We start from the raw sequence: 19,335 nt of genomic DNA on the forward strand, positions 1-19,335 counted from the left end.
TTATATATCGGCAAAAGGTTCCAATTATTTAGTAAAAATCTCAAAATAAACAAAAAACCTTATCCACAAGGGATAAGGTTGGGTCTGGAATAATATTCAAGAATAGCTATAACCATTACATTTATCTATTTATGATTTCGAACGGGTCTCCGGATTCAGCTTGACGCGCATGCGCATCAGGAAGTTAATAACCGGTCTTCTCGTTTTGCTAACAAGTCCGATGACTTCTGCTCCCACCTGGAGGAAGAACATCATGATACAGATGACCACGAATGTTACCCAGTTCGCTTCAAACATGGCAGCGGACGATTGGATAATCGCCAGAACTCCGAAGAATGCGGCAATTCCATAAATGATCAGTACCGTCTGACGGTGACTGAATCCAAGTTCACGCAAGCAGTGATGCAGGTGACCTTTATCCGGTGCGAAAATCGGTTTCCGCTGTACTGCACGACGGATAATCGCGAAGAAGGTATCCGAGAGCGGCACACCGATAATGATCAGCGGGGTAATAAAGGACACGATAGCAATTTGTTTGAATCCGAGCATAGAGAGCATCGCCAGAGAGAAACCAAGGAATAGCGATCCGGTATCTCCCATGAAGATCTTGGCTGGGTGGAAGTTGAAAAACAGGAATCCAATGATGCTACCCAACAACACAAGGCACATCAAAGCGATCATCATGTTACCCATCAGGAAGGACATTACGGCAATGGTACCAATTGCAATACCAGATACACCAGCTGCCAGACCATCCAGACCATCAATCAGGTTAATCGCATTCGTTACACCAACGATCCATAAGATCGTCAGCGGAATGGATACCCAAGCTTCGAGTGAAGAATAGGAATCCTGAAAAGGAATGTTAACAAAATCTACCCGGATATTAAATCCGAATACAACGACAGAAGCAGCAACGATCTGACCAAGCAACTTCACTTTGGCCGACAGTTCAAACCGATCATCGAGTGCTCCGATCAGCACGATAATTGTTCCACCAATCAGAAATGCGCTGACAAAACTCATGTCCCGAGTTGTGAACCATGCCGATACAAAAGGAAGCAATGCGGCAACTGTAATAATAAAGGCCAGGAATATCCCCAGACCACCAAGACGTGGCATGATCCGTGTGTGTACTTTACGTGCATTCGGCGTATCCATTGCGCCAATGCGGACTGCGAACTTTTTGACAAGTGGTGTCAGGGCAAGAGCCAGTCCCATTGACACGATAAATCCAATGATAAAGATCGCTACCATTTGAACATTCGACCCCCAATTATAATACCTGTACGAAATTATAAATCCCCTGATCTCTTTTTATATATAAAAAATTATTGTTAGTCACTTTTGATGAAATGCCATTTGCACCAGAACGGAGAGGGCAGAAATAACCTGTAGAAGCGAAGCGTTCGCCTTTATCGCGGGATTTCAACCTTGTAAAAAGAAATCCAGAGATAACAGCGATCAAAAGGTTATTCTGACATTGAAGTGGCAACGTGCAACTTAAAGTTTCATTTGAGTGGCACACATGTAATCCGGAATGAATTATACGCTCATCACACCCGAAAAGCCATCCTCAATTTCTAGCAAAAACAAGCATTTATCTCGCAATTACCTGTTTTTAACGGACTTTCGTCACGTTTTCTTTGTCCCGCATCACCTTAACAGCGAATTTCGGAAGCGCAAGCATCCGGCCAGCACGGCTTGGTTCACGCAATAAGCGATAAAACCACTCCAGTCTTAACTTTTGGAACAGGACAGGCGCACGTTTGGTTTTACCCGAAATCACATCAAAGCTGCCGCCAACGCCCATGGTTACGGGAACTTGCAGTGCATCTTTGTGTTTGTGAATCCACGGTTCTTGAGTGTCGGCCCCACGTGCTACAAACAACAGATCAGGTGATGCTTCCCGTATGGAAGCGACGACCTGTTCATCCTCAGCCGGACCAAAATAACCGTCGCGATAACCCACAATTCGAATCGCCGGATACTGCTGTTGTAACCGAACTGCCGTTTCTTGAATCACCTCAGGGGTGGAACCCAGCAGATATACGCCCCATCGATAGTTTTCTCCAACACGCAGCAATTCATGTAAAAGCTCAAAACCCGGCACACGCTCAGCTACAGGATCTCCACAATAGTTTGCAGCCCATACGACACCTGTTCCATCAGGAACAATCAAATCCGCAGCCTGCATGACTTCCATGATTGCGGGATTTTCCAGTGCAGCCATAACCATAATCGGGTTAGCTGTAATGACTTGGCGTGGTTGCTTGGACAGCACAGCTTCCTGAAGAACCTTTACCGTTTCTTTCATCGTCAGTTTGGAAAAAGGAATGCCGTAGATCGAAACGGTAGGTATTGATCCGGTCTGACTCATCTTTATCTCATCCTTTGCGGCCTAAATAGTTAATAATCTGCTGTGCAGGCACTCTGGCTTCCTGCTTCAGTTGGGTGATACCTTCTTCATGTTCCTTCAACCACTGTGAACGTTGATCCAGCAGTCCAACAACAGTCTTCGCGAGTTTGTCGCCATCGAGTGTATCCGTATTGCCTGCTGGTTCACTATCCAGGCGAAGCAGGAATTGATCAATTTTCGGATCATACGAGATGCCCACCGGAGGCACATACTGTGATGCCGCATAAATCAGACTGTGCAGACGCATACCGATGACAAGATCACACTTGCTGACTTCCTCCAGCATAAGCTGAGGATCGGTCAGATCTTCTGTGATGCTAATCTCACTGCCTTTGCTGCTCACATCACCGAGCATTTCCATAAGGAATCGTGAAGCCTGTTCATCAACTGGCAAATGGAATGGCAGAAAACGCAAGTGCACAGCTCTTTTGGAGCACAACTTTTTCAATCCTGCGGCAATAGCCGTAAGTTCCTTCCGGTCTGATTCCCAAAAACGTACCGAAATGCCGATCACAGGAAGCTTGGTATGTCCTCCAGTTGAAGGTTCCACTCGATTAGCCTGGTTAACAGCATCTGCTGAAGTAGCGCCTGCTACAGCTTTCGAATTTGTTTCAGGTAATGGCAAGCCCATTACTGGGTCGGGTACAACATGGATCTGATTCCACTGTAACCCGAGCCCACGCAAGTAGTCTGCGGATTGTTCATCCCGAACGGATACATAGGTGCAGGCCTTAAAGACCGATTTGATCATCGGATTAAAAATTTTACGATTCACAGGGCCAATCCCCTGTGCATAGATAAACGTTGGTTTTTTCAACATCTGAGCCAGCTTGATTACACCCAGATAATAAGGAATGGATTTCAGTCCAGTTGCATCCTGCAATAGACTTCCTCCGCCACTGATTAACCCGTCGCTCTCCTTGAGCGCTTCACGGACTTCCTTCAATTTCATGCGATGCACGGAGCGTACACCGTACATGGCGGTTGTTGACTCGGGATCACCCGAGAGAACAATAGGTTCAATGGTGACGTTCGACCTTTGGCTTTCCTCTTCCAGCGCTGTCAAAATCGACTTTAGCACCGCTTCGTCTCCGCTATTGCGGAATCCGTAATACCCCGAGATGACTAACTTTTGAGAAGTGGTGACCATTTTTTCCAACATCCTTCCGCTACTTGCCACACACCCACAGCAATGATACCGAAGATTAAGCCAAGTCCCAATCCCATCACTCCACGAATGAGTGACAATACAGCCGGCGTATGGATATGCGCGAACGTATCCACCATGGACAATTGTCCAATCGCTGCAATAATGAGCACAAAGATGACTTTACGATATTTTAAAGCGGCGAACACGCCAACGATAAACAGCGGGTGTCCCAGCATAAATTCTTTGAATCTCGGCCGCACACCGAACGTATCTTCCAACGTGGTACGAAGGAACATCTCGAATGGTGTTACTGAACCCGAGTTGCCTGTACGGCTCAAGTAATAGTATCCAACAACGGCAGCAACAAGCGCCAAAACAACCATTAACACATTAATTGGCATACGAAGCATTTCTTTAATTTTCTTAATAGAGAACGATCCCGAACCACGATAAAACACAATGTAGATCGCTACCAGTGCCATAGGTGCAAAGTGCAACAGACTGACGCCGCGGAACTGGTTAATCACCAGACTGTACGTAATACTGTTAAGCAATGCGATGACAAAAGGTACTGCCAGGAATGACAGAATCGAAGTTCTTACATATAAAACTAACGTTTGCTTCAAACGGCGACCCGCAGATGCGTCTGGTTGACGCTGTTGCTGATAGTTCACTGTACGAACGGCCAGCACCATCGCTATGGTCGGCGCCGCTATGGCCACAAGCAAGGCAATTCCTTGCTCCAGCAGCGTTGGTTTCAAGAGGAACAATCCTGCACTGCCCACCAGAGCAACCACAAATGCGATCAAAGTCAGCAGTGGGATAAAATAAGAAACCATAAGTGCAATCATGGCAATTGCACCAACAAGAGCAACCAGCTTGGCATAACGTTGAATCGAAGAATCCTTAACTGTAAATGCCTCAGCTTGTCCCAGCTCGAATCCATGCTTCGCCATGCGCTCTACCGCATGACCTGGCTCACCCAGGCTGTTGATCAGATTCTCAATTGGATCTGTAATCATAGCCTTTGCTGTATTCCGGCTTGGCGATGCATTCATATAGAGCATACGAATGTTGCGATCCTTGGTTGCGAGAACAAAACGGTCAGCAATCGTGTCTACGTCCAGATTGGCATCTCCATCACTAAGCGAGTACAGACGCGTAACGTTGTAATCTGTTTTATAAGCGAGGGTCTGGAATCCAGACTGCGGTTTCTTCAAGTTCTCGATGGCTGCAAGACCAATATTGTGCTTGTTCAGCAACTGTGCAAATTGGTCGAGACTTTTCATCTCTGCATTATCATTGTACCCTTTCACAGCATCACCATCAAACAAGATGCGCTTTACGCCATTCTCTTCGAAGAAGGTAAGCAAGCGCTCCATCGATTCCTGGCTGTATGGCACACTGTCCGAGATCCGCGGCAAAATGTAGAACCCTTTATCACGCAGCATCTTCACGGCAACCGGATCGGGCTGCAAAGGCTGCATGTTGGCATTCTCCGGAGGAGTCTGCAATATTAAGCCGCTACGACCTTCATATTCCCATGGTACTACCGGAATCTGCCGATCAGCGAACGTTTGTTCAATAATAGGGGTATACGTCTGTGCGTTTTCCTCCGATGTAAATAACACATACGTGTAATTTTCATTAGAAGGAATCACATTTTTGGTCAAGTTCGCGAGATCTTGGCCATTGTACACCATCAGTCGGCGTGTCTTTCTTAGCTCGTCCAATGTACTTTCGAACACTGCCATCGTTGTTACGCCTGCGTCTTTTAGACGAGTCAATTGTTCATTCATGAAATCTTGCGGATGTGCCTGATACGCAGAAATATCCAGCAGACCTCTATAGTTGAAGACAAGCTCCACCTTTTTGGCAGAAGATTCTGTCTGCACCCGATCACTGATGACAGGGATGGACGCAACCAGACCGATAATAACGACGAGCCACAACCACTTCCGAGAAGCGTTATTCCAATAAAGCCATTTTTGACGCACTACATGTACCTCCTCAAGTGTTGGAACCAAATGCACGTTCAGCTCAAGTAATTCGTTCATTTAACATTCATACAATAGGTTACAAACAGCTTGTGTCAACAAGCCTTCTTATATGCCAGATCCAGCTGTAATATTATTTCAAAGAAAAACCCCTCCGCCAACCAACCTTACGGTGCGGAGAGGCCTTCTCATGTTCTTGCTCATTGTTGCATTCGTATTATTGTGCGTCTACACGCGACATCACTGTAGTCACCAGACGTTCGATCCGGCTTTCCGCATCTTCCAAGTTTTCTCCACGCACGGCGAAGTATACTTTGATCTTCGGCTCTGTTCCCGAAGGGCGCAAGCAGAACCATGAACCGTCTTCCAAAATGAACTTCAGTACGTTCTCCTTCGGAAGACCGTCCAGACCAAGGGAATAGTCCAGCACATCTTGTACCGCAATTCCCGCTACTTCTTGTGGCGGATTGGAACGCCAGTCCGTCATTTTGGCTTGAATCTGAGCCACGCCGTCTTTACCTTTCAGCGTACGGGACTCCAGCTTCTCCAAGAAGTATCCGAATTGGTTGTACAGCTCTTGCAAGACATCATACAGCGTCTTGCCTTGGCTCTTATAATACGCAGCTGCTTCAGCAATTAGCATCGAGGCAAGGACAGCATCCTTGTCACGGGCATAGTTGCCGGAAAGGTAGCCATAACTCTCTTCATATCCGAACAAGAATGTATGACTGCCTGTTGCTTCGAACTGGTTCATTTTTTCACCGATATATTTGAAGCCTGTCAGTGTGTTCATCACTTCTGCACCGTAATGTTCGGCAATGACAGCACCCATCTCACTTGTTACGATTGTTTTGACAACTGCACCGTTGCTTGGCAGTGTACCTGTCTCTTGCAGGCGACTGAGCAGGTAATGTACCATAATCGCACCAGACTGGTTTCCGGACAAGACGAAATATTTGCCATCGTTGTCTTTCACAACAGCACCCATACGGTCTGCATCCGGATCTGTTCCGATCAGAATGTCAGCGCCTACGGATTCTCCCAGCTTCATTGCAAGCGTAAACGCTTCGCGTTCTTCCGGGTTAGGGGATTTCACGGTAGAGAACTCAGCATCCGGCTGTTCTTGTTCAGCCACAATGTGCACTTGCTCGAATCCGATCTGCTCCAGCACGCGACGTACAGGGATGTTGCCTGTTCCGTGCAGCGGTGTGTAAACGATTTTGAAATCACGGCCTATGCCGGATTGAATCAGTTCGCGGCTCAGACTGCGGCTTGCTACGGTATCCACAAACGCTTGGTCTTGGTCTTCACCCAACCAGATCAGGAGCCCCTGAGCTTCTGCTTCTTCTTGCGTCAGTTTCTTCACGTCAGCAAGGGAAGGCACTTCCTGAATGTACTGAATGACTTTTTCCGCTTCATTCGGTACCAATTGACCGCCCTCATGATTGTAGACTTTGTAGCCGTTATATTCCGGTGGGTTATGGCTCGCTGTTACAACAATTCCGCCAGTTGCCTTCTGATGACGCACCGCGAATGACAACTCAGGAGTTGAACGCAGGGATGGGAACAGCTTGGCTACAATGCCGTTTCCAGCCAGTACAAGCGCAGCATCCAGTGTGAATTCAGGTGAGAAATGACGGGAATCATGAGCAATGACAACAGAAGGTTTGCCTTCTTGGTCACCATGCTGCTCAAGCAAATAACGCGCAAATCCTTGCGTTGCCCGACCTACGGTGTAGCGGTTCATCCGGTTGCTTCCGGCACCAATGACTCCGCGCAATCCCCCTGTACCAAACTCCAGGTTTCTATAAAAACGTTCCTCCAGCTCTTTCGGCTGATCCTGCAAGTCACGAAGCTCCTGTTTCGTTGCTTCATCAATCGAAGCATCCTCCAACCATTGCTGCAACGTCTCTGCTGCTGCTGTGCTTAACTGTTCCATTCCGATAAACCCCTTCCGTCTATATAAATTCAGGTGTGCTGAGTTACTTCAGCATCTTGCATCATTCGGTCCGTCTACGTTCCTGCATGATGTAAGTGCTCACGTATGTAATCAGCTTGGGTCAGACAGTGCAAACATAATCTCGCCTTCAGCGACCACTTTGTCGTTCACTCGGGCAGTTGCTTTACCTTTACCGATAGAACCCTTCAGACGTGTAATCTCCACTTCCAGAATCAACGTATCTCCGGGCACAACTTGTCCACGGAATCGGAAATTGTCCAGTCCCGCCAAAAAGCCTATTTTGCCTTTATTAGTTTCCAAGTTCAACATAGCCGCTGCACCAACCTGAGCCAATGCTTCGGTGATTAAAACACCCGGCATTACCGGATACTCAGGGAAATGACCGATAAAGAATGGTTCATTAATCGTTACATTTTTCAAACCTACAGCACGTTTTCCATCTTCCATCTCCAAAATTCTGTCCACCAACAGGAACGGCGGACGGTGCGGGATGATTTCTTGAATCTGTTTGATATCGAGCACAGTGTAATCTCCTCTCGGGATGTTTATATGAGCGTTCTTCATCATGGATTGACTCTTAGCGCTACGGTGGTCGTTACGGTTACGGATCGTCCCTCTGATCGCTGTTGTCTCCGAATTTTTTTGATCAACCTCAGAGAGGTCAAAATTCGGTGACAAAGGCGAGCGCTTCGCTTCTTCTGAACGATTCCGTTCCCTCCACTTACTTCGGTGCTGCAAGGTCAACCCCCACATGACAAAGTCGAAGCTCATATAAATGGTTTTTTAATTTTTAAATTTTGTATGGAAAGCATATTTTCGGTTAACACTAGTTATATCCTTCATGACTGCAGTAGTGAAGGTTAAGATAAGGGGTCTCTCTTCGCGATGACGAATGTCTTTCGCAGGGGAGGCCTCTTTTGTGACGTCAAACGTCATCCATCATTATACTGTTTTCAACGTCAAAAAGAAAACTCCTGCCTGCGCAGGAGTTTTCGCTTAACTCGTTACATTATGGAGCGAACACCAGATTATATACATGTTCCCATGTACTCCATTGCCATACGGAACCGATATCCTGTTTGCCCAGTACCACATATCCAGCTACCATTCCGCCAGCGAGGGCAAGAACAAGCAGGACCGGAACCAGGAACCATCTTGCGATGCGCCATCCACTCTTCTTCTTCTTGACTTCCTTTTTCTCTGGCTTACTGTTTTGCTGCTGTGTTTCTGTCATCACATTCACCTTTTACGCTCTCATATTGTTGGCAAGACCCAACATGGAATCACTTGATGTTAGCGCCTTTGCCGCCAGCTGATATGTCCGCTGTCCTTGCATAAGCAGAGACATCTCCTGTGTCAGATCCACATTGGATTGCTCCAGAAATCCTGGACGGATCAAGGCAGCCGCTTGACGTGTAGCTGCATTAGCGCCAAATACATCATCTTCGGTTAATCCCGCATCCAGACCAAAAAGGTTATCCGCATACTGTACCAGCCCCTCAGGGCGTTCAATGTCTACCACTTGCAGCTGTGCTCCAATGGTTGCGTTTGCCTCATTACCGCGTCGGATTAACAGGTTACCATTTTCATCAAAAGCAACTTTGCTATTATTCGGTGCCGTAATACGATTGCCTTGACGATCCAGGGCAAAGTGGCCTTCGCCATTGACCATCACCATCATATCAGGTGAATTCGGAGTAGGCTTAGGTCTTGTATCAGGTACAAAATGAAATGCACCCTGACGTGTCCACATTTTTTCCCCATTCGCTTCAACTGCAAACATCGCATTTCCCTCAATGGCCAGATCGGTCGGAAGGCCTGTCTCGTTCAAGGGGCCTTGAGACATATCCTTCGTCACATCTGCCAAACGAGCACCAAAACCGAGGTTATATCCCATCGGTGTGGAACGTCCATCCAGTTTGTATTTGTCCGGTTGTTGTTGAACCCGGGTCAGCACATCCTCGAAAGCCGCTTGTTTGCTTTTATAGCCTGCCGTATTCACGTTGGCAATATTATCGGAAATGACATCCAGACGCTGCTGTATGGCAGTCATGGAAACCTTGGCACTAATCATGGAATTATTCATCGGTGGTTACCCTCCCTTGTGTCCTGTCCACCCTCCCAAACCCTCCCTAGTAGGGAGGGCCCCAGATGGCGCTGCCCTCTGGACTCCCGAAACAGGCGGATTAGGTAAGTGGGGTACGATCTTGCTAAGTGGCGGTGGTGTGTGCGCCGCGACTGCCGTGCTATGATTCCCGCCATAGTTTCACATGGCTGAATCATAGCACGGCACGCTCTCTATACGGCGTGTAGCTCCGCGTGGTCTCTCCTTGCTTTGCTCCGCAAAGGACTGTCGAGACCGTCGCTTCGCTCAGGTACTGCCACGCAATCCTCGCATAAGCTCGGCTGCACTTTGTTTGCGCTTCGCGTGAGCCTCTCTGCTTTGCACGCAAAGGGCGTTTGGCTCTCCGCTGCGCGGTTATATTTAAACGTCGACGTTATACACGCCCGACTTCATTGACGGCTTTATCCAGACTGCGGTCGTAGAATTGTACGACCTTCTGGTTTGCTTCATACGCACGGAATGCGGCGTTCATATCAACCGTTGCCTGTGAGGCATCGACATTCGAGCCTTCCAGGTAACCTTGACGGATCTGCACATTATCACCAGCTGCCATCATCCGGGCTGTTGCCCCGTTTGCATCGCTGAGACTGAAATTGCCATCACCTTGACGAACCAGTTGATTCGGTTGGTCAATGACACTAATGCCAAGAGTAACCCCTGTTGGTGCACCCGTTGCTGCATCCACCAAACGGCCTTGCTCATCCACTTTAAATTGCTCTACGGAACCTGTCAACACTACAGGTTGTCCATTATTATCCAACACTTGTGAACCTGTTGAGCTCAGCAATTGTCCCGTTCCTGTGATCTCGAAGTGACCATCGCGTGTATATCCGGTGTTACCTTCTGCATCCTGAACTGTAAAATACGCCTGAGGCTGGTAAGTCACCGTGCCGTCGGCCCGTACAAATTTGCCTGATGCGTCAAACGGGACAGGTTGTCCAGTCTGCGGATCATTGACAGTCATATTGGATGAAATGGAAAAATCATTTTTCTGCCCAGTCTCCATAATGGTCCCCTGCAAATTCATGGACAAACTCTCTTCCGCGAACACCCCCGTGTTCAGCTTGCCCAGCCGCTTTGTCGGGAGATTTGCATCTCCGCCTACCAAGGTAATGAGCATTTCCGGGAAGGAACGGCTTACGCTGTTCACCTGTTTGTATCCCGTGGTGTTCATATTTACGATATTCTGTGTTGCTGTGTCATGGCGGCGTTGTTGCGTAATCATTCCCGCAGTAGCGGTGTACAGACCTCTTAACATGAATTAACCCCTCTCCTCAAGCGCTTGACCTGCATCACAGGTTGGCTGCTTGTCCGTTCTGCTTTCCGAGCACGGCGAACCTTTGCTATTTATATCGGCAGATTAGAACTTTTTCTTAACCACCTGATCCAAATTATTAAGCATTATGCCTGTCCCTTTCACGACACAGTGCATTGGATCTTCCGCCACCCATACCGGTACATGCAATTCATTGGACAAAAGCTCGTCCAGTCCGTTCAGCAATGCACCTCCGCCAGTCAATACAACACCACGGTCGATAATGTCCGCTGACAATTCAGGCGGGGTACGTTCCAATACCGACTTCGCTGCCACGATGATGGATTGCACGGAATCCCAAAGTGCTTCCTGTACTTCATTTCCCGATACCGTTACGGTAACCGGCAGACCGGATACCATATCGCGTCCGCGAATGTCCATCTCCGTTTGATGTCCACCCGGATGTACGGTACCAATCGCAATTTTGATATCTTCAGCGGTCCGTTCACCGATCATGAGCTTGTACTTGGCTTTGATAAACTTGATAATGGCTTCGTCGAACTTGTCCCCTGCGACTTTAATAGAAGAGGCGGTGACCACGTCGCCCATAGAAAGGACTGCAACGTCAGTCGTACCGCCGCCGATATCCACGACCATATTGCCGCTCGGCTGAAAAATATCCATTCCCGCACCGATCGCTGCCGCTTTCGGCTCTTCTTCCAGAAACACTTCTTTGGCACCGCTGCGTTCTGCCGCCTCACGGATGGCCTTCTGCTCCACGGAAGTAATGTTCGTTGGTGCACAGATCAGAATCCGAGGGTGGCTGTACCAGCTTCTTGCACCCACACGATTAATGAAATGTCTGAGCATCGCTTCTGTAATCTCGAAGTCCGCAATAACGCCGTCACGCAGCGGTCTAATGGCAACAATGTTACCTGGAGTACGCCCCACCATACGACGCGCTTCTTCCCCAACAGCAAGGACACGCTTCGTATCTCTTTCAATGGTCACGACGGAAGGTTCATCGAGGACAACCCCACTTCCTTTCACGTGAATAAGCACGTTCGCCGTGCCAAGATCAATACCGATATCCTTGCTAAACATAAAAGAGCCCCCAAAGTGATATTATTTGGTCAGCGTATCCTGTGAAAAAGAGTCCCTTATCACGTCACCGCTCGTTCGACAAAGTGCAACATATATATGTAAAAATCGGGCTGATAAGATGTCATAATTCGATCCTGTACCAGCTTTTAACATATCATACTTCAGGGGAGGGATTCAATGCATGTGTGAGCTTTTTGGCCTACGTCTTTGTGAAGATGCTTACGATTTGGCGGAAGCCAACACCTCACGTTTCTTGCCACTCGTTTTTTTGTATTTAATTTTGGTCGCTTCACCGCCCCGCAAATGGCGGATGGACTTGTGATACTCCAAAATGTGTTTCACCTGGTCAGCAAGATCAGGGTTGATTTCCGGCAGACGCTCCGTCAGATCCTTATGCACAGTACTCTTTGACACGCCGAATTCTTTGGCTATGGTACGGACCGTATTCCTCGTCTCAACAATGCAGCGACCAATTTTGATGGTCCGTTCCTTGATGTAATCGTGCACGCTCCCGCCTCCCTACTGTGTGGATAGTTTGGTACATTATATGAGGAGCATGCCTATATATTCGCGGTTTAGAGGTGTGACAAGCTTCGAAGGTCCCATTATTTTCTGAAAAGCACAAAAAGAGCAGAGGTTCAACCCTCTGCCCATCATGTTGCTGCGGTAAAATTCATTTATTTTTCCGGAAGATATCCTTGCGGGTTAACCGGCTGTCCGTCTTCGTACACTTCAAAGTGAAGGTGGTTGCCAAGCGTTTTACCCAATTCATTGACGCCAGCGGATGCAATCGCATCTCCCTGTTTCACTTCGTCATCCTGTTTCACTTTGACATCTGCCAAGCTTTGGTATACCGTCTTCAGGTTATCGCTGTGTGTGATTTCCACAACTTGACCTGTGAGCGGATTTTGCTCAACCCGGGTAACTTTACCGGCAAGCGCTGCTTTGACTTCAAACGTTTTGTTATCCCCACGTGCCAGATCCACACCCGTGTTCGGGATGAATGTATCATTGTACTGCACCATTGCCGCTTCATGTTCCTCGGTTGAAGCTTCGCTATCATAGAAAGGTTTTACTACCGAAATTTCGGACGGTACCGCTACCGGCCACACAAAATTCTCCGACTTTGCAACAACTTCCACACTTTCTTCTTCTCCGCCTACTGCTGTTCCTTCTGTACCCGCCGATGCGCCTGTTTCTACTACCCCGCTAGCAGGGTCCGAGTTCAGCGTTTTGTCGCCTGTGCCCTGATAGACCCACACTAAGGTTAGTATAATGCCTGCTGCTGCGATGTAGGCTGCCGGGAAGACCCAGCGTTTGGACATTGCTCTTTTCCATGAAGAGGGCTGACTAGCCGGTACTCCTTGAGTTGTTTTAGGAGTTTCTTCTTGGACTGATTTTTTGTTTTGTTCATTCATCTTAATCACCTCAGTAACAAGTGTTACCGGGTGCAACTCTTTTATACACGCGCGACTCTAATTATTTTCACGGGGGTTTCAGAGAGTGCTATATAGGGTGGAGATGAGTGTTAGTTCGTGCGCCGCTTCGGGGCCAGAAAACCTTTCGACCGCTGGTTACTACCAGATTTCTTCTATCACCTTCTTCAAAGGTGAAATCCGGTAGTAAAGGCGGACACTTTGTTTCTACAGGTCTTTTCTGTCCCCTGCGCTCCCCATACGGCTAGCACTCTCCTCATGTATATAGCAGAATCTCGATAGCTCCGGAATGGGTGGTTGGTAGACTGGTCTGGATTGGCTGTAGAGGCCAATCCTTCTATGAAGTGCATTTATCAGTGAGAGCGAAATGATATAGGTTGTGACTGGATAATACAGATTTAAGACGCCCAGGTTCTTTAAAGTGAGATTTGAGATTAGAGATAGACAGGGCGCGCCACTAATGACTGTTTCATTTAACATCTAGATTTTAAAGAAGCTGAATCATGATTGGTTACAGTATAGTTAGAAGTTGCTTGGTAGCCAGGGAACATAAATCATTTTTTTAACCTTAGGGCTTGGAGACTTGATTTCAACGTTCTGGTTCTATTTTGGTTTTGGTTCGGCTTGCTTATTGCGAATGAGCATGTGGTGAATGTTTGCACCCTCAATTTGGCTAATGATTAGATAATAAAATATTTCTAACGAACTCAGGCGGCCTTATTGGCAGGGAAATCGTGGCTTAGGAATTCTAACGAACCCTAGACACGCTAATTACTCTTTTGGGCGCTATTATGGCTCCAATTCGGTGGTATATCGTGATATAACGTGTCTGAGATTCGTTAGAATTTCCATTCGTTGTGATAACGCCCAATAAGGTCTCTCAGATTCGTTAGCGCGCCAATGGTATATGGAAAGTCTGATGAGTTCCAAACCTAAACTGCTCTCATTCCCATACTTTTGCACACATTCGCACATATTCCTACCCATTCGAATTATTTCGCTTTATCCATCCGTGTTCATCTCTCCTACTTCGCTGCAATCATCTTGGATGCCTGTCCGAATGAAATGCCGGTATAGTAGTGTTTGAGAATCTGGGTGGCCGTGTGTCCCTCCTGCGCCATGCCGTTTGCTCCCCATTGGCTCATGCCAACCCCATGCCCATACCCGAACGTTGTAATCTGGACCTCATCACCTGTGGTCTTCCAACTGAACTGGCTGGATCTTAATCCAAGCAACTTACGGACCTCGGGTCCGCTGAATGTTTCACCTGCGATCTGCATTTCTTTAATCCGATGCCCTTTGGTTGTAGACAATACTTCCATCCACGATCCACCCTTCTGGGCGGTAACCGGAATGGCATCCAAGTTTAACTTCTGCAGAATCTCATTACGCTTCATGGTAACGGTCTGCTTGAATCCTGGTGCCAGGTTTTTGTCCCACGGACTGTCTACACTTTGCAGATACGGCACAGCGTTCCCCCATACATCCTCGGCATTCTCGGTATACCCATTACTTGTGGAAAAAAAGGATGCGGTGATTGCCTTGCCCTGATATGTCATCACCGTATCTCGACTTTCGCGTACAGCCTGTTGCAGCTTCTCCCATTCCTTTGCCTTCCCTAAACGCGTCCAATCCGCTTTCACCTGATCTGGCGGAATAAACACCTGATGGCTGACCGTATCCGTCACATCCGCCGCACCTGATGGAACTCCGCTTGTATCACTAGCAGCAAGTCTTCGCACGATAAATGTGCGAGCTGCTATTGCCTGCGCCTTTAACGCCTCCAGTCTGAATTCCGCCGGCATCTCAGCTGCCACAACCCCAGTAACATAGTCTTCCAATGGCAGATTCATCGTTGTGCCCGTTGCAGACAGGTATACGCGCACTTTAGGTTCAGGGTACGTAACAGGAACGGCTGGCGCAGGAGCTGGGGTTCTTGTACTGCTTGAATCTGTTGGAGCAGGGATCGGCTTTGGTGATTCGTTTGTCCGCGGCCATACCAGAATTACCGGAATCAGCAACGCCATTGCCAATAAGGCAGATACAGCGGCAGCGGGTTGCCATCGCGTCGTATTACGTCCCCATCGTGGTTTTCGTCCAAATGTCCGCATTCGGCGACGCTTCACTCGGCGGAACTGGTCCAGCTCAATGACAGGTATATGAATATGCTCGGTTGTCTTCCGGTTCAGTTCATCTGTCGACATCCGTCCTGGATTGGATAATCTTGCAGGCTGTGATGGAACAGTCCTCAGGTTCGATGGGGCAGGCTTGTCTTTTTCCACTCCAGAAACGGTAGTTCCCTCCGGCTCTTGCATACCTGGACGAGGGACAAGGGGTACCTTTACCTGTACACGAGCTTCTTTCATTCGAATATAACCCTCCGTTATCTATGGCCGGTCATGTGCCGGTCGTGTTGTTCAAATCCATAGTTTAGGTTATGAGCTGGCTTGATCTGATAGAACCTGATTTAAGAGAAACGAGACCCTTTTCGTTCTGTTCAATTTCCTGTTTTCTTTTGCTATGTACCTCTTAGAAACGTTGATCTGTCGCTGAATACCGGTGTTTAGCTGGACCCGACACCCTATATAAAGTTCGCTCTTTCATTTGGTTCAGAATCGATACAGAATACGATGTTATGCTATACAAGTTAGGACCAGCTATTAATAGAATCAGGTATCAAATATCTCGTTGTCTTCTTAAAAGTAAACACAAAAAAAGCCAAGCCGGATTGGTCATAACCCTGTCAAGTAGACAGTACTAAAAAGACGATATTTAAGCTGCGGCCGTTTCCCGGTATTCTACCGGGGAACGGTCGTTTAGTTTTTTCTGAAATCGGTTTTGGTTGTAAAACAATATGTATTCGCTTACTTGCTGTTCAACCTCCGCTTTGTTTGCTGCCTTTTTCAAATAAATTTTCTCAGTCTTCAAATGAGAGAAGAAAGATTCAATACAGGCATTATCTAAGCAATTTCCACGCCTGGAATGACTACCTAGCATGCCGAGCTGGTTCAGTTTACGGTTAAAAGGCTTCGACGTATATTGAAATCCTTGATCCGAATGTAGGATTACGCCACTCAGATCCACGTGCTGACGGAGTCTATCCAGCGTTTCATGAACCAAAGCAAGATCATTTCGTTCAGAAAGATGCCATGCAACAATTTCGTTATTGTATAAATCCTGAATAACAGAAAGATACACAAAGTGTTCTCCAGCACGAATATAGGTAATGTCCGTAACCAGCTTCGTTCGTGGCGTATCCGCCCGGAATTGGCGCTCCAGCCGATTCGGGTTCACCACAGAGGCTTGTTTTCCAAAAAATCGACGTTTTTTTCGAATGACAGAACAGATACCTAATTGTTTCATTAATCGGTACACCTTTTTGTGGTTGACTCGGAGGCCTTCCCGCCGTAAAGCTACGGTCATTCGAAGATAACCAAAGTAGGGATGCACGCGATGGATGGCAAGCAAATGGGATTCTAGTTCCTGTTCCTTGTGTCTACGCTCGTTTGCCGCTGCTAAGCTTTTTCTCCACTTGTAATAACCCGAGCGGGAAACCGCAGCTAACTTCAAGAGCCAAACCAGACCATGGCGTGCTCGCAGGTCCTCAATGATTTGAAATCTGGCCGCTTTACTCGTCACTCCTTGTGTAGATTTGGATACTGCTTTTTTAAGTATTCAATCTCCGCACGCAAGTACGCCATCTCTTCTTCCATACTGGAAAACTTGGTTCTAGGGCGTCCCCGTTTGGGCGTAGCAGGTTCCAGACTCATTCCCTGTTTTGCTTTTGCTGCCCACACTTGTACCTGAGATTTATTTTGAATATCTAAACGTGTCGCTACTTCACGTATACTCATATGTTCTTCGTTGACCAGCCGGACTGCCTCCAATTTCAAATCCAAAGAGTACCGCCGGAATGTTTGTCCTTTTTTAGCCATGAAAAAATCCCCTTCGTTTACATGATTAAGTTCATCTTAACAGATGTCTTTTTTCTCATGTCTACTAAAAGGGGATAATACCAGATGGCTTAGCTTTATCATTTTCAACAGTATACGTTCCCTCGCATACTTACCCACACAACTGTGTGACTCATCATAGGGGGACCATATTTTTTCTATTCAATCCAGTGTTGTTAAGCCAAAGTTGGTTGCACCTTAAACATCGGTACTTCTTTCTCCACTTTTTCACTAGGTGCTTTGGTTGCTTCCAGCTTAGGCTCATCAACCGAGATCCGATAGATGTCAGCGCCAAGTCCGTTAAGCTTCTCAGCGAGATGTACATAGCCACGGTCGATGTGATGAACACCGCCCACTTCCGTTGTACCTTCAGCAACAAGACCTGCAATAATGAGTGCGGCACCCGCACGCAAATCGGTAGCCGTTACTTTGGCACCCTTCAGTTTGGCATTACCTGTGATGATGGACGAACGTCCTTCAACTTTGATCTCCGCATTCATCAATTGGAATTCATCCACATGCATGAATCGGTTTTCAAAAACAGTCTCTGTCACGACACTTGTTCCTTCAGATGCGAGCAAGAGTGCCATCATCTGGGATTGCATATCTGTCGGGAATCCTGGGTAAGGTAATGTTTTCACATCCACAGCCTTAAGAGGACGATCTGCGATTACACGCACGCCATTCTCATCCGGTTGGATTGTTACACCCATCTCTTCAAGCTTCGCAATAACGGAGCCCAGGTGATCAGAGATTGCACCTTCAATGTACACGTCACCACCAGAGATTGCAGCAGCAGCCATATACGTACCAGCTTCTACCCGATCCGGAATAACGGTGTGTGTTACGCCTGTCAGTTTCTCCACACCTTCGATGCGGATCACTCCAGTACCAGCACCACGTACAATGGCACCCATTCCATTCAGGAAGTTGGCAAGATCCACAATTTCAGGTTCTTTTGCCGCATTCTCCAGAACAGTTACGCCTTCAGCCAATGTTGCAGCCATCATAATATTTTGAGTGGCACCTACGGAAGCCACATCCAGATAAATTTTCGCGCCACGTAACCGACCTTGGCTACGAGCTTCGATATAACCTTGGCCCAAGCTGATCTCTGCGCCCATGGCTTCAAAACCTTTCAAATGCTGATCAATAGGTCGTGTACCGATGGCACATCCACCAGGAAGTGAGATTCTTGTATGACCCATTCGCGTCAACAAAGGCCCCATGACCAGGAAAGACGCCCGCATTTTACTTACCCATTCATACGGGGCTTCACAGGAAGTAAGTTTCTCCGCATTTACGGTAATCACTTCGTCCCGGTATGTAACTCCCGCTCCCAGCGATTCCAACACCTTGTTAATCGTCATCACATCGTCTAGAGGAGGCGCGTCAATAATAACGCTTTGTCCTTCTTCCCCTAAGAGAGAGGCAGCGATGATCGGAAGAACAGAATTTTTAGCGCCGCTAACTTTGACACTTCCGGTCAACCTTTTGCCACCGCGGACGATAAATTTGCTCATCATGGTTCCCTCCGCGCTTTTATTCCCTTTTCTTCATTCCGGAATACGTAAGCCCCACTATGCTAGAAAGGACTGTTGCTGTGTGTGGAATTCCGACATATTCTGGCATATTGCCACAGATGTCTGTTCAGAAAAGAATTGGTTTTTATAATCCATATCAATGATACCATGTGCCGTGCATCTTGCTATTCAGCATGTAAAATGAGTGTCTTACAAGCCAGCAGAGCATCAGAACAGACAGAGTGGGATGGTTATTAGCCGGCATGAACCGGATATCCCGTTTATAACTACAAAATAAGTGAACAATTGTGAATTCCCTAACTTCCATCATAACATTGTTGAATTGTACGATACAAGCATTTTTACATAAAACATCTCAAATTCATCCAATTTTACGTCACATTTTTTTCTTA

The 19,335-nt window shown here is 47.3% G+C and carries 15 protein-coding genes; all 15 read right to left on the reverse strand.

The features are described 5' to 3' along the window. Positions 1–129: 129 nt before the first annotated feature. Complete coding sequence (locus MKY87_RS12865) at positions 130–1,257, reverse strand: glycosyltransferase family 4 protein (protein WP_036612523.1); 1,128 nt, start codon at positions 1,255–1,257, stop codon at positions 130–132. 364 nt (positions 1,258–1,621) lie between these two features. Next, positions 1,622–2,380 (reverse strand): WecB/TagA/CpsF family glycosyltransferase, encoded by a 759-nt coding sequence (locus tag MKY87_RS12870; RefSeq protein WP_340964734.1) that lies wholly within the window; start codon positions 2,378–2,380, stop codon positions 1,622–1,624. A 7-nt stretch (positions 2,381–2,387) separates the two neighbouring features. Beyond that, the gene (csaB, locus tag MKY87_RS12875) at positions 2,388–3,569 is read right to left on the reverse strand and encodes a polysaccharide pyruvyl transferase CsaB (protein WP_338588716.1); all 1,182 of its coding nucleotides are present in this window, start codon (positions 3,567–3,569) and stop codon (positions 2,388–2,390) included. Beyond that, on the reverse strand, positions 3,545–5,566 hold the full coding sequence (locus tag MKY87_RS12880; RefSeq protein WP_338588717.1) for a DUF5693 family protein: 2,022 nt from the start codon (positions 5,564–5,566) through the stop codon (positions 3,545–3,547). Before MKY87_RS12880 ends, csaB begins: the two co-directional genes overlap by 25 nt. A 217-nt stretch (positions 5,567–5,783) precedes the next feature. Beyond that, positions 5,784–7,505 carry a phospho-sugar mutase gene (locus MKY87_RS12885; protein WP_340964737.1) on the reverse strand — a complete coding sequence of 574 codons (1,722 nt, stop codon included), beginning with the start codon at positions 7,503–7,505 and terminating at the stop codon, positions 5,784–5,786. Positions 7,506–7,616: 111 nt separating this feature from the next. Further along, the gene (fabZ, locus tag MKY87_RS12890) at positions 7,617–8,048 is read right to left on the reverse strand and encodes a 3-hydroxyacyl-ACP dehydratase FabZ (RefSeq protein ID WP_340967430.1); all 432 of its coding nucleotides are present in this window, start codon (positions 8,046–8,048) and stop codon (positions 7,617–7,619) included. A gap of 487 nt (positions 8,049–8,535) precedes the next feature. Then, on the reverse strand, positions 8,536–8,760 hold the full coding sequence (locus MKY87_RS12895) for a DNA-directed RNA polymerase subunit beta (RefSeq protein ID WP_017691949.1): 225 nt from the start codon (positions 8,758–8,760) through the stop codon (positions 8,536–8,538). A gap of 12 nt (positions 8,761–8,772) precedes the next feature. Continuing rightward, complete coding sequence (locus tag MKY87_RS12900) at positions 8,773–9,612, reverse strand: flagellar hook-basal body protein (RefSeq protein ID WP_338588718.1); 840 nt, start codon at positions 9,610–9,612, stop codon at positions 8,773–8,775. A 412-nt stretch (positions 9,613–10,024) separates the two neighbouring features. Further along, the gene (locus tag MKY87_RS12905; RefSeq protein WP_340964739.1) at positions 10,025–10,909 is read right to left on the reverse strand and encodes a flagellar hook-basal body protein; all 885 of its coding nucleotides are present in this window, start codon (positions 10,907–10,909) and stop codon (positions 10,025–10,027) included. 102 nt (positions 10,910–11,011) lie between these two features. After that, entirely contained in the window at positions 11,012–12,010 is a 999-nt protein-coding gene (locus MKY87_RS12910) for a rod shape-determining protein (RefSeq protein WP_133386096.1), read from the reverse strand. Positions 12,011–12,229: 219 nt separating this feature from the next. Beyond that, a complete protein-coding gene (gene spoIIID / locus MKY87_RS12915; RefSeq protein ID WP_024632710.1) occupies positions 12,230–12,517 on the reverse strand; it encodes a sporulation transcriptional regulator SpoIIID in 288 nt (95 codons plus the stop codon). Between the two features lie 170 nt (positions 12,518–12,687). After that, positions 12,688–13,428, reverse strand: coding sequence for a M23 family metallopeptidase (locus tag MKY87_RS12920; RefSeq protein ID WP_340964741.1), 741 nt, complete (start codon positions 13,426–13,428; stop codon positions 12,688–12,690). A gap of 1,043 nt (positions 13,429–14,471) precedes the next feature. Further along, positions 14,472–15,812 carry a stage II sporulation protein D gene (gene spoIID, locus MKY87_RS12925; protein WP_340964745.1) on the reverse strand — a complete coding sequence of 447 codons (1,341 nt, stop codon included), beginning with the start codon at positions 15,810–15,812 and terminating at the stop codon, positions 14,472–14,474. 406 nt (positions 15,813–16,218) lie between these two features. Continuing rightward, a protein-coding gene (locus MKY87_RS12930; RefSeq protein ID WP_445669403.1) for an IS3 family transposase occupies positions 16,219–17,381 on the reverse strand; the annotation gives its coding sequence in 2 pieces (ribosomal slippage) (positions 16,219–17,117 and positions 17,117–17,381; 1,164 coding nt in all). 194 nt (positions 17,382–17,575) lie between these two features. After that, positions 17,576–18,922: a UDP-N-acetylglucosamine 1-carboxyvinyltransferase gene (murA, locus tag MKY87_RS12935; protein WP_082762960.1), complete on the reverse strand. Its 1,347-nt coding sequence runs from the start codon at positions 18,920–18,922 to the stop codon at positions 17,576–17,578. Positions 18,923–19,335: the final 413 nt, after the last annotated feature.

The organism is Paenibacillus sp. FSL R7-0198, from assembly GCF_038000415.1.
In the GTDB taxonomy this organism is placed as follows: domain Bacteria; phylum Bacillota; class Bacilli; order Paenibacillales; family Paenibacillaceae; genus Paenibacillus.